We start from the raw sequence: 12,720 nt of genomic DNA on the forward strand, positions 1-12,720 counted from the left end.
CAGATTGTTATTTATTTTACCTTTTGAGGGCTGGGGCATCGTCCTGTTCTCCTGCAGCTGGTTTGCGTTTTCTGTGTATTCTTTTGTGATTATCCATAGCCTTGGCATTCTTGCAGACCTTCCTGCATGTCCGATGCTGGCCATCCTCCCCAACCAATGTTATGTCGCAGGTTTGTTGCCCGCTATGATGTCTTCTTTTGTGATCCGACAGGGCTGGAGCGCTCTTGCAGACCCTCTTGCATGGCTGCTGCTGACCACCCTCCCCGACCACTGTCGCGTCACACGTTTTTTGACTTGTGTGGAATCTGCTTTTGTGCGACGAGAGGGCTCGAGCGCTCTTACAGACCTTTCCGCATGGCTGCTGCTGGCCATCCTCCCCTTCAATGTTTACGTCACAGGTTTTCTGCCCGGTGTGGTAATTGCTTTTGTGCTCTGACAAGGTTTTAGCATTCTTGCAGACCTTTTCGCATGGCCGCTGCTGGCCATCCTCTGTGACCACAGTTGCATCACAGACTTGTTGACCGGTGTGAGTACATCTTTTGTGCATCGAGAGGTCATGAGCACTCTTGCAGACCGTCCCACATGACCGCTGTTGGCCATCCCCTGTGACCACTCTTACATCGCAGACTTTTTGTCCGGAGTGGTATCTTCTTTTGTGAAACGTCAGGGTGTGAGCATTGCGGCAGACCACTCCGCATGGGAGCTGCTGGCCATCCTCTCCAACCAATGTTATGTCGCAGGTTTGTTGCCCGCTATGATGTCTTCTTTTGTGAGTCGACAGGGCTCCGCTATTCTTGCAGAGCTTCCCGCATTGGCGCAGCTTGCCATCCTCCCCGACCAATGTTAAGCAACAGGTTTGTTGTCCAGTGTGGACGCTGCTTTTGTGAACCATCAGGGCTCCAGCATTCTTGCAGACTGCCCCGCAAGGCTGCGGCTGGCCATTCTGCCCGACCACAGTCGTTTCACAGGCCTGTTGTCCGGTGTGGTATCTTCTTCTGTGAGTCGACAGTGTTCGGACATCCTTGTAGAGCTTCCCACACTGGCGCAGCTGGCCATTTTCATCGATCTCTATAACGTTACAGTTTGTCACGTTGAGCTGAGTTTTATTGGCTGTACCAGCACCCACTGACTCTGAAGGGGCCCCGATCACTAACCGGCAACGATAGCAGTGTCTATTGACCAAATGGGGGCATGAGCTTTGCTCGGTCATTTCTCTCGTGTGGACTGCCTCACGATCCGACGTTTTGCTATCGGATGAATCGGATGATGATCGTAATCTACAGGCGCCATGACAGGGATAGACGAAACAATTTAAGCCCAAAGTATGTGAGTGTTGTTCTGGGTCTCCGTTACCGTCGCCAGATTCAGAATCCTGTAGTCTGGTGACATAGCCTGAAGCACGGTTGGTAGCTTTTGGGGCTTGATGGCGGGATGATTCTGTTGGCTGACGTTGTTGCTGGTCATGTCCCGAGCCGTGCATCATAGTGGTGATGACAAACGGGTAATCCTGATTTATCTCTTGTTGCTTAATCGGGTTAAACAGCCATGAGTCCGGGTTCCAATAGTTTTTTAAATGCCAACCGACAGCGATAGCTCCTTCGGCAGGTAGCGATGAATAAGGGGTTTCACCCGCAGTGGTGGCCCTGGTGGTCAGGATCAGTTCATAAGCAATCAGAAGGTTCGTGGCATAAAGCCCTGGCCACGAAATCAACTCTGACGGGCCCGGTGACCTGAGCTGGTCAGGCTTTACAGAAAAGATCTGATTTTGAGAACCTGTATTCTCCTCAAGCGCGACAATAAAACGTCCTGTCAAAGGTTCGGCTTTACAGACGACAGAAAACAACAATAGTAAGAACAGCGGTGCTGCAAAGGGTGAATGTTTAATAATTCTATCCTTGCTTTGCGGGTTACAGATGGGAAAGGATAGATCATGAAATAAGCATGTTTTTCAATCGCAGATCTTCTGCAATAAACCAACGGTTTAATGGCAAAACTGAATAAAAGTGCTGATCTCAGATTGTTATCTTTACCTTTTGAGGGCCGGGGCATCGTCCTGTACTCCTTCAGTTGGTTTGCGTTTTCTGTGTGTTCTTTTATGAACCGACACGGCTTTAGCAGTCTTGCAGACCTTCCCGCAGGATTGCGGCTGGCCATTCTCTGTGACCAATGTCAAGCGACAGGTCTTTTGAGCGGAGTGGACGCTGTTTTTGTGAGACGCCAGGGATCCGGCATTTTTGAAGATTGCCCCGCATGGCCGCAGCCGACCATTCTGTCCGGGAACGGTCACGTCACAAGTTTGTTGCCCGGTGTGCTTTCTTCTTTTGTGATTCGTCAGGGCCACGTCATTCATGCAGATCTTTCCGCATGGTCGCGGCTGACCATCCTCCCCGACCAAGGTTTCGCTACAGGTTTTTTGTATGCTGTGGTATTGCCTTTTGTGATTCTCTATGGCTCTGGTATTGGGGCAGACCACTCCGCATGGCCGCTGCTGACCATTCTCCGTAAACACTGTTTCGTTACAGGTTTTTTGTCCGCTGTGGACTTTGTTTTTGTGATTAAGCAGAGCCAGAGCATTCTTGCAGATTTTCCCACATTGCTGCGGCTGGCCATCTTCCCCGAACACAGTCTTTTGACAGGTTTGTTGCCCTGTGTGATGTCTTTTCTTGTGATGAAACAGGGCTTGAGAATCCTTGCAGATGGTTCCACATGACCGCTGTTGGTCATTCTCCCCGACTATGATCAAGTTACAGGTTTTTTGCCCGGTGTGATACTTGGCTTTGTGAATCTGCAGGGCTTTGGCATTCTTGCAGATACTTCCACATGGACGTTGCAGACCATCCTTCCCGATTACAAGCAGGTGACAGGTTTTTTGCCCGCTGTGGTAGCAGCTTTTATGAACCGCCAGGGCTTGAGCATTCTTGCAGACTTTTCCACATGTCTGCCGCTGGCCATTCTTTCCGATGACATCCAGGTTACAGGTTTGTTGACCGGTGTGAGCAGTTCTTTTGTGATCCCTGAGGGCACGATTATTACTGCAGACCTTTCCGCACGGTTGCGGCTTGCCATCCTTCCCGACTATTGTGGTTTCGCAGGTTTTTATTCCGCTGTGGTCTCTTATTTTGTGATCCGCGAAGGCACGATTATTATTGCAGACCTTTCTGCACGGTCGTGGCTTGCCATTCTTCCCGACCAGGGTCACCTTACAGGTTTGTTGTCTGTTGTGGACCCTGCTTTTGTGAGACCACAGAGATTGAGTATTTTTGAAGGCTCTCCCGCATGGTTGTTGCTGACCATCCTTCCCAACCACCGTCAGGTAACAGTTTCTTCGCCCGGTGTGGGTATTTTTTTTGTGATTAATCAGGGCTTTAGCATTCCGGTAAACCTTCCCGCATGACAGCTGTTGACCATTTTTTCCGATCACTGTCAGGTTACAGATTGCTTGTCTGGCAGGTTCAGTTGCATCGGCTGCCTCTGAACTTATTGTGCATGCGACCCCGTCTGAGTCGACCCAATCTGCATAGTTGCAGCTGTTGATTGGGTTGCCATCAATGTCACGAGTCTGTGGCTGGTATGACAGTGAATGAAGCGGTTGGCCAAAATTGCATAAGAGTTGAGTATCAAGGATACCATTCAAATCTTCGAAAGATGAGTTTTGTTGAAAATCTTCAGTGTCTTCAGGATTAAATCGACCTAAGCAACTGAAACAGTGTCCATTGGCCAAATGATGGCACGCGCCCAGAAAGGGGGCTGCCCTTCTGTGGTTTATCCAACTTTCTATGGAATTGAGCGGCCATTCATTTGACTCTCTGCTATCGAATGATGATCTGAATCGACAAATGCCGCGACAGGTAGAGACGAAACAATTTAAACCCAAAGTATGCAGGTTTGGCTGAAGACCTTCGTCACCGTCTTCATTATCATTGTTCAGGTGGCCAGCAGCGGAAGAGCCTCTATAGTGGGTAGTTGTCTTTTGAGCTTTCTGGCAGGAAGATTCTGATGGCTGGTATTGTTGTTGGTCATCTCCAGAGCCAAACACCACAGTGATGGCGGCGCACGAATGTCTCTGACTCGCCTGTTGTTCAATGAGGTTAAACAGCGATGAATCGAGGCGCCAATAGTTTTTTAGAAGCCAGGCAACAGCAACAACCACTTCTATGAGCAGCCATGAAGAAGTCATGGCACCGAGGGCGGGACCCTTGGTGGTGAAGATCAGTTCGTAGGCAACAAGCAGCTTGGCAGTGTGGAGCCATTGCCACGAGATCGATTCAGGAAAAGTTGTTTTGACTCCGTAATTGCCAGGTTTCTGTCGTTTGCCATTAGGCGGCAAATCTGATCCTGCATTGTCGCTTGTGTCGACAACGTTTGATGGTTTTTCTGACACTGCCTGTCTTGCACACTTTATAGAAAAGCTTCGGTTTGGAAAAGTTGCATTCTGCCCAAGCTCGACAACAAAGCACCTTGTTGACTCTTCAGCCTGACAGACGACAGGAAATGAAACGAGCAGCAATAGTGATGCTGCAAAAAGTGAGTGTTTAATAACTCTATCCTTGTACTCTGCTATACAGAGAGGAAGGATAGGTTATGAAGATAAGTTTGCTTCTTCAGGTATCTGTGAATAAGTGTCAGCACTCAGAGAGGGTGTTCTGGTGATCAGGATCACTTCATAAGCAACCAGAAGATTCGTCGCATAAAGCCATTGCCAGGAAATCGACTTAATGTTGATCGTTTTTACCCTATGTCTTTGATGTCTATGTCGTTTCTTATCCGATGGCAAATCGGATTCTGAATAGTCTTTGGTATCGGTAATGACTGTGGAGATATCTGACAATACGCTCAGGTTTCGCTTTATAGAAAATTAATTCTGATCCGCATCAACAGGTTTGCGTTTTCGATGTTTTCTTTTATGATCCGAGAAGGCTTTAGCATTCTGGCAGATCGTCCAGCATTTCTGTCGCGTGCCATCCCTCCCGATTATGGTTTCCTCACAGATTTTTTTGCTACTGTGGTTCTTTCTTCTGTGATCCAACAGGGCCTGAAAACTGTTAAAAACGGATCCGCACGGCTGCTGTTGGTTATCCTTCCCGCGCACAGTCACGTCACAGGTCTTTTGCCCGGTGTGGTATTTGCATTTATGAGATGACAGAGATTCAGCGTTCTTGAAGATTTTCCCGCATGGTCGCGGCTGGCCATCTTCTCCAGTCACTGGCACAGGACAGGTCTTTTGCCCGCTGTGGAGAGTTCTTTTGTGATGCGTCAGGGCATAAGTATTTTTGAAGACCTTCCCGCATAACTGCGGTTGGCCATTTTCTCCAGCCACTACCACACCGCAGGTTCTTTGGTTAGTGTGCTCTCTTCTTTTGTGATCTGAAAGAGCATTAGCATGCTTGCAGACTCTTCCGCATGGCTGCAGTTGACCATCCACTCCGATTACGGTCTCGATACAGGTTTTTTGCCCGGTGTGGTATTTGCTTTTGTGAATCGAAAGGGCAGTAGTATTCATGCAAACCTTACAGCATGGTTGCTGCAGGCCATTCTTTGTGACCACTGTTGCGTTACAAATTTTCTGCCCGCTGAGGTTTGTGGCTTGTTCTCTGCCTGTCCGGGAAAGATGAAGTGGGTTATGACCCAATTGGGGTGATCCTGTTATTTGTTGTGTTTTTGACGCCCCCGCTGGAAGTCTGAAAGGTTTGCGGACATAGGAATTCCTGATTTTTTTGAGAAGACTATGATCACGCAGATTGAGTAAACCATTGACTATAACCAAATCATCATCAGTGACAGACAAATACTTATGCCTTGGCGCATTATCATGGAGTGGCTGGCCAGAGTTAGACTGTGCTTTCCCTGCATTCATCGAGAGGGTATGGTTGCAGCTGTTTGTCAGGTTGTCATTAACGTCATGGGGCTGAGCTTGATGCGTCTGAGGCAGAAAGGTTTCACCAGGAGTGCATTGGAATTGAAAGGAAAAGCGATCATTGAATACTTTTACAGGCGGTTTTTTTTGTGAGTCTGTAGTGTTTACAGAATCATAGTAGCCTGTGCAACTGAGACCGTGTTTAATTATCAAAGGAGGACATGAGCTTTGTCCGGGTATTGCTCCTGTAGGACCTGTTGAGCTTTTTTCGACATTCAGTGGTGATTCAGCAGGCCTTCTGCTGCTGGCTGATGATCGGAATTGACAAATGCCACGACAGGAATTTACGAAGCAATTCAGACCTAAAGTGTGAGAGTCTTGCTGAGGGTTTCTTTTACCCTCGCCAGAGTCAGAATACAGGTGATTAATGAAATAGCGCTCAGGCTGAGTGGCAGCCTCTGGGGCTTGCTGGCTGGATGATTCTAAAGGCTGGCCTTGTTGTTGGTTATGTCCAGAGCCAAACATTGTAATCATACTCGCAAACGGCTGATCCCACTGTCTCAACATAGATGCCGTCTGTTGTTCAATCGGGTTAAATAACGGTGAGTTGGGGTTCCAGTAGTTTTTTAAAAGCAAACCGACAGCGAAAGCGGCTTCTACAGGTAGCCATGAATAGGGGTTAGCTCTCAGAGGAGTGCCTCTAGTGGTGAGGATCAATTCGTAAGCAATCAGCAGGTTAGTGGTGTAAACCCATTGCCACGAAATAGACTCAATGGGGTTTGGCTTTACCCCGTAAAAGCCTGATCTGTGTCGTTTTCCATCAGGCAGCGAAGCTGATCCTGTGTAGCTGCTTGTGTCAGGAATATCTGAAGGGGTGTAAGGCGTTATAGAAAAGCTCTGGTCTGGAAAACCTCCATTCTGTTCAAACTCGACAATAAAACGGCTTGTCAACGGCTCGGCCTGACAGGCGACGGAAATAGATAGTAGAAACAACGGTGTCGAGAAGAGTGAGTATTTAATAATTCTATCCTTGGATTCTGGTTTACAAAGAGGAAGGATAGATCAAGAAAATAAGTTTGTTTTTCTGCTAAAGAGCTCTTGTTAATCCAGATTCGTATCAACAGGCTTGCGTTTTCGATGTTTTCTTTTGTGCAGTCGCAAGGCTTCAACATTCTTGCAGGCTTTTCCGCATGGTCGCTGCTGACCATCCTCTCCGATCAGGGGTTCGTCGCAGGTTTGTCGTCCGGTGTGGACCCTTTTTTTGTGATTCTTCAGGTATCGAGCATTAGTGAGGACCATTCCGCATGGTCGAAGCAGGCCATCCTCACCGATCACGGTTACGTCACAGGTTTTTTTTCTGCTGTGAAAGTGTTCTTTATGATGCATCAGGGCAATAGTATTCTTGAGGATCTTCCCGCATAGCTTAGGCTGGCCATCCTCCCCAACCATGGTAGCGTTGCAGGTTCTTTGTCCGGAGTGGTATCCGCTTTTGTGATCCGTCAGGGCTTGAGCATTTTTGCAGACTTTTCCACATGGCTGCTGCTGGCCATCTTCCCCAATCACGGTGACTTCACAGGTTTTTTGACCGGTGTGGTCTCTTCTCCTGTGATCTGACAAGGCATTATTATGCTTGCAGACCTTGCCGCATTGTCGTAGCTGACCATCCTCTCCGATCACGGTCTTAAGGCAGATTTTTTCCCCACTGTGGTAAGTGCTTTTGTGAACCGATAAAGCTGCGGCACTCCAGCAGACCTTTCCGCACAATCGCTGCTGGCCATTCTTCCCGACCACCGTTGCTTTACAGATTTTTTGCGTTATGTTGTTTTTGGCTTGCACTGTGTCTTTCTGGGAAAAATGAAGTGGGTTATGACTGAAATGGGTTGATCCCTCTGTTGTTTGTTGTGTTTCTGAAGTCTCCATTGGGGGGTTGAAATGGTCACGCATAAAGGAAATTCCTGTTTTTACGCGAAAACTGTGACAACCAAGATTGAGTAATCCATAGACTATCACCCAATCTTCAGCTGTGAGAGGTAAATGCCTGTGCATTGGCACATCATGATTGACTGAGTCGGCAGGGTCCGCATGTGCTGCTTCTGCATGCCCTGATTGTTTCGGGTTACAGTTATTTGTCGGTTTGTCATTAATGCCATAAGGAGGGCGCGGGCTTTGCCCGAATGTCATTTTTGTGCAGCCTTTCGAACTTTCTTTTAAATTCAGCAGCCATTCAGCAGCTTCTCTGCTTTCGGATGATGGTTGGAATCGACAAACACCGTGACAGGGATGGACGAAACAATTTAAACCCATAGTGTGTGAATACTGTGGTGGGTTTCCGTCACCGTCGTCAGAGTCAGAGTAGGGGCGATGAGTGAAATAGCCTGTATTCTGGATGGTAGCTTTTGGGGCTTGCTGAACGGATGATTCTGAAGGCTGGACCTGTTGTTGGTCATGTCCAGAGCCGAACAGGGTAATGATAATCGCAAACGGCTGATCCTCCTGTGGCAAGATAGATGGCGCTTGTAGTTCAATTGGGTTAAACAACGCTGAGACCGGTTTCCAATAGCTTTTTAGAAGCCAACCGACAGTGAAAACCACTTCGACAGGTGGCCATGAATGAGGGCTGCTGTCTGGAGACACTTCTTTGGTGGTGAGGATCAGTTCGTACGCAGTCATCAGATTAGTGGTGTAAATCCACTGCCACGAGATCGACTGAATTATAGAAAAGCGCTTTTTTGGAAAACTTTCATTCTGTTCAAGCTCGACAATAAATCCACTTTTCAACGGTTCAGTCTGACAGAAGACAGAAAACGAAAGCATCAACAGCGTTGTTGCAAAGAATAAGTGTTTAATAATTCTATCCTTGGATTCTGATATACAGTGAGGAAGGATAGATCAAGAAAATAAGTGTGCCTTTCTATCAAAGAGCTTCTGTTAATCCTGGTCGGCTTCAAGAGGCTTGTGTTTTCGATGCAATCTTTTGTGCTTAGACAGGGCTTTAGCATTTTTGAAGATTTTTGCGCATTGTTGCTGATGACCATCAAGCCCGACCACGGTCATGCTACAGGTTTTTTTCCCACTGTGGGCAGTGCTTTTGTGACTCGAAAGAGCGCCGACATTCTTGTAGGTTCTCCCGCATCGACGCTGCTGACCATCCTCTGCGACCATGGTCAGGTTACAGATTTTTTGTCCGCCGTGGATAGTGCTTTTGTGATTCCAGAGAGACGCAGAATTCCTGCAGGTTGTCCCGCATAGCCGCTCCTGACCATCTTCCCCGAACACGGTCAGGCCACAGATTCTTTGCCCGCTGTGAATACTGCTTTTATGAGTCGAGAGAACTGCAGCGTTCTTGCAGATTACCCCGCATGGCCGCAGCTGGCGATCTTTTCCAAGCACTTTAAATTCACAGGTTTGTTGCCGACTGTGGTTCCTTTTTTTATGGTCAGTCAGGTTTCGAGAGTGCCTGCAGACCTTCCCGCATAGTCGTTGCTGGCCATCTTCCCCGACCAGGATGAAGTCACAGATCTGCTGCCCGCTGTGGTATTGACTTTTGTGGGTGCATAAAGATTGAGCATTTTTGCAGATCTTTCCGCATGGCCGCTGACGACCATCCTCCCCGACCACGGTCACGACACAGGTTTGTTGCCCGGTGTGGTCTCTTTTTTTGTGATCCGACAGTGCTTTGGTACTCTTGCAGGGTATCCCGCATGGCCGCTTGAGGCCACCTTCTCCGATCTCGATTACGTCACAGATTTGTTGCCCGGTGTGGTTTCTCCTTTTGTGACCCAACAGAGTTTGAGCATTCTTGCAGACAGTCCCGCATGGCAGTGACTGGCCATCCTTCCCGTCCACGATCAAATCACAGATTTGTTCTCCAGTGTGGTTTCTTCTTTTGTGACTCGCCAGAGCCTGAGAATTTTTGCAGACCATCCCGCATGGCCGTTGCTGACCATCCACCCCGAGTACTCTCACGAGACAGGTTCGTTTCACGGTATGGTTTCTTTTTTCCTTAGTCGACCTGACTTGTCGGTAATGGGTCGCCCCCCCGAAAGGAAGGCAGCCCGAAGGTGAAGCCCCTGTCCATTGAGTTGTGCCCGCTTGAAAGGTGTTATGGTTTGATGCTGTGAAGTGGGAAAGGGCAGAGGCAATCCCGGTTTTTTCCACAAGGCTATGACTACCCAGATTGAGTAACCCATTGATTATGACCAAATCATCACTGTCTTCGGTTAAATGCCCATGCATTGACACATAATGATTGAGTGGCTGGGCAGGATCAGTATAACTGGCCTCTGCACTCGGTGGATAGGCATTTTCAGACGATGGTCGGAGTCGACAAATGCCATGACAGGGATAGACGAAACAATTTAAACCCAAAGTATGTCGGTTTGGCTTAGGGTCTTCGTTACCGTCAGCAGAGCCAGAATGCAGCGGGCTGGTGAAAGAGCCTGTTCGTTGGGTGATAGCATTTGCCGCCTGCTGGCCAGATAATTCTGATGACTGATAGTGTGTTGTATGTTGTCCAGGGCCAGGCATCATAGTGGTGATCATAAACGGGTCACTTTGACTCGTCTCCTGTCGTTCAATCGGCTCAAACATGGGTGATTCGGGGTTCCAATAGCTTTTTAAAAGCCAACCGGCAGCGATAACAGCTTCTACAGGTACCCATAAACAGGATAGAGGGGGCTCTCTGGTAGTCAGAATCAGTTCGAAAGCAACCAGCAGATTTTTGGCGTAAAGCCATTGCCACGAAATCGACCCAATGAGGGATGTTTTAAACCCGTAACTGAAAGGTCTGTGTCGTTTTTTATCCGATGGGAAATGAGGTTTCGCATAGCCGTTTTTGTCGGCAATGTCTGATGGGTTTCCCGACAATGTAAGCTGGTCAGGTTTTACAAAAAAGTTCTGGTTTGGAAAGTCTGTATTCTGCTCAAACTCGACAATAAAAAGTCGTGTCAACGTTTTTGCATGACAGATGACAGACAATGACAGTAACAGCAATGCTACAAACAGGTAATGTTTAATAATCAATACTTGCTTTCTGGTTTACGCAGAGGAAGGATAGATCACCACATCTGAGAGCGGGTATTATTTCAGTTCAAGGGCTGAGATCATCGTTCTGGTCCAGATTAACAGGCTTGCGTTTTCGATGTACTCTTTTGTGTTCATAAAGGCCTCCGGCATTACTAAAGACTTTCCCACATTGCCGCTGCTGGCCATCTTTCCCGATCAGAGTCTCGTAACAGGTTTTTTGCCCGCTGTGGATAGTGCTTTTGTGAGTCGACATAGCGGCAGCATTTTTGCAGATTTTCCCGCATTGACGTTGTTGACCATCCTTCCCGACCACAGTTATATAACAGGTTTTTTTTCCACTGTGTTCTCTTCTTTTGTGTTCCGCCAGGGCTTTAGTATTCTTGCAGAGCTTCCCGCATGGCCGCTGCTCGCCATCCTGCGAGACCACTGTTTCAGCACAGACTTTTTGTCTCGTGTGATATCCGTTTTTGTGAGCTGACAGAAGTGGAGCATTCTTCAAAACCATCCCGCATGGCCGCAACTGTCCATCCTCCGCGATCACGGTCATATCACAAGTTTTTTGTCCGGTGTGGTCTCTCCTTTTGTGATATGTGAGGCCTTGAACACTCTTGCAGATCAATCCGCATTTCCGCTGCTTGTTATCCTTGTCGACCACAGACACGTCACAGGTTTTTTGACCAGTATGGTTTCTGCTTTTGTGATCCGCCAGAGTCCGAGCATTCTTGCAGAGCTTCCAACATAATCGTTGCTGGCCATCTTCCAGGATCACTGTCTCGTCACAGGTTATTTGCCCGGTGCAGTCTTCTCTTTCTTGATTCGAGCTGGCTTTTTCATAATGGCAAGCCCCACCAAAAGGAAGGTAGCCCGAAGGTGAAGCCCCTGACCATTTAACTTCGTCCGTTTTAGAGGTTTCAGGATTTGATCTCGTTAATACAACCTTACCGGGTGCTTCGACAAGGCCATGATTACCCAGATTGATCAGCCAATTAATTATGACCCAATCGTCAGACTTGACAGGCGAATGCCCGGGCATTGTCAGATCATCATTCAGTTTCCGGGCAGACTCAGTACAGTTGGCCTCTGCACTTATTGAATGTGCATTATCGGATGATGATCGGAATCGACAAATGCCGTGACACGGATAGACGAAACAATTTAAATCCAAAGTATGTCGATGTGGTTGAGGATCTTCTTTACCGTCTCCAGAGTCAGAATGCACGGGGTTGATGAAAGAGCCTGAAAGTTCGCTGTTGGCTCCTGGAGCTTGCCGGACGGGTGATTCTGTTGGCTGATATTGTGGTGGGTTATGTTCAGAGGCAGTCATCATGGTGGTGATCGCAAAGGGATGATTTTGACTCACATCTTGTTGTTCTGTCGGGTTGAACAGCAGTGAATCCGGATTCCAATAGTTTTTTAAAAGCCAACCAACAGCGATAACCACTTCAAATGGCAGCCATGAATAATGGCTTGAACTTTGTGGTATGTCTCTGGTGGTGAGGATCACTTCGTGAGTAACCAGTAGATTTGTCGTATAAAGCCATTGCCACGAAATTGACTCAATTAGGGTCGTTTTTACCTCGTAACTGTCTGGTCTATGTCGTTTGTCATCCAATGGCAAATCGTGTTCAGGGTAGCTGTTTGTGTCGGCAATGTCTGATGGTTTGCTCGACGATGCAGGCCAGTCTGGGCTTATAGAAAAGTTCAGGTTTGGAAAATCTGCATTTTGTTCAAGCTCGACAATAAGGTGTCTTGTCAACGTTTTGGCCTGGGAAATGACAGACAACGACAGCAACAGCAGTGTTGCCAAGAGAGAATGTTTAATAATTCTATCTCTGCCTTTT

Annotated in this window: 7 protein-coding genes; all 7 read right to left on the reverse strand. The window is 47.8% G+C overall.

The genetic code is table 11. The features are described from left to right. Nucleotides 1–16: 16 nt before the first annotated feature. The 7 genes from ACOMHB_RS06010 to ACOMHB_RS06040 all read right to left on the reverse strand — a co-directional run bounded on the left by ACOMHB_RS06010 (nucleotide 17) and on the right by ACOMHB_RS06040 (nucleotide 12,686). Complete coding sequence (locus tag ACOMHB_RS06010) at nucleotides 17–1,813, reverse strand: hypothetical protein (RefSeq protein ID WP_448215889.1); 1,797 nt, start codon at nucleotides 1,811–1,813, stop codon at nucleotides 17–19. A 213-nt stretch (nucleotides 1,814–2,026) separates the two neighbouring features. Then, entirely contained in the window at nucleotides 2,027–4,381 is a 2,355-nt protein-coding gene (locus tag ACOMHB_RS06015; RefSeq protein ID WP_448215890.1) for a hypothetical protein, read from the reverse strand. A 198-nt stretch (nucleotides 4,382–4,579) separates the two neighbouring features. Further along, on the reverse strand, nucleotides 4,580–4,828 hold the full coding sequence (locus ACOMHB_RS06020; RefSeq protein ID WP_448215891.1) for a hypothetical protein: 249 nt from the start codon (nucleotides 4,826–4,828) through the stop codon (nucleotides 4,580–4,582). 27 nt (nucleotides 4,829–4,855) lie between these two features. Further along, nucleotides 4,856–6,805, reverse strand: coding sequence for a hypothetical protein (locus ACOMHB_RS06025; RefSeq protein WP_448215892.1), 1,950 nt, complete (start codon nucleotides 6,803–6,805; stop codon nucleotides 4,856–4,858). 150 nt (nucleotides 6,806–6,955) lie between these two features. Continuing rightward, nucleotides 6,956–8,632, reverse strand: a complete 1,677-nt coding sequence (locus ACOMHB_RS06030) for a hypothetical protein (RefSeq protein ID WP_448215893.1) — start codon at nucleotides 8,630–8,632, stop codon at nucleotides 6,956–6,958. A gap of 150 nt (nucleotides 8,633–8,782) precedes the next feature. Continuing rightward, nucleotides 8,783–10,876 (reverse strand): hypothetical protein, encoded by a 2,094-nt coding sequence (locus ACOMHB_RS06035; RefSeq protein ID WP_448215894.1) that lies wholly within the window; start codon nucleotides 10,874–10,876, stop codon nucleotides 8,783–8,785. A gap of 67 nt (nucleotides 10,877–10,943) precedes the next feature. Then, nucleotides 10,944–12,686: a hypothetical protein gene (locus ACOMHB_RS06040; protein ID WP_448215895.1), complete on the reverse strand. Its 1,743-nt coding sequence runs from the start codon at nucleotides 12,684–12,686 to the stop codon at nucleotides 10,944–10,946. Nucleotides 12,687–12,720: the final 34 nt, after the last annotated feature.

It is taken from the genome of Endozoicomonas sp. 2B-B, assembly GCF_053470045.1.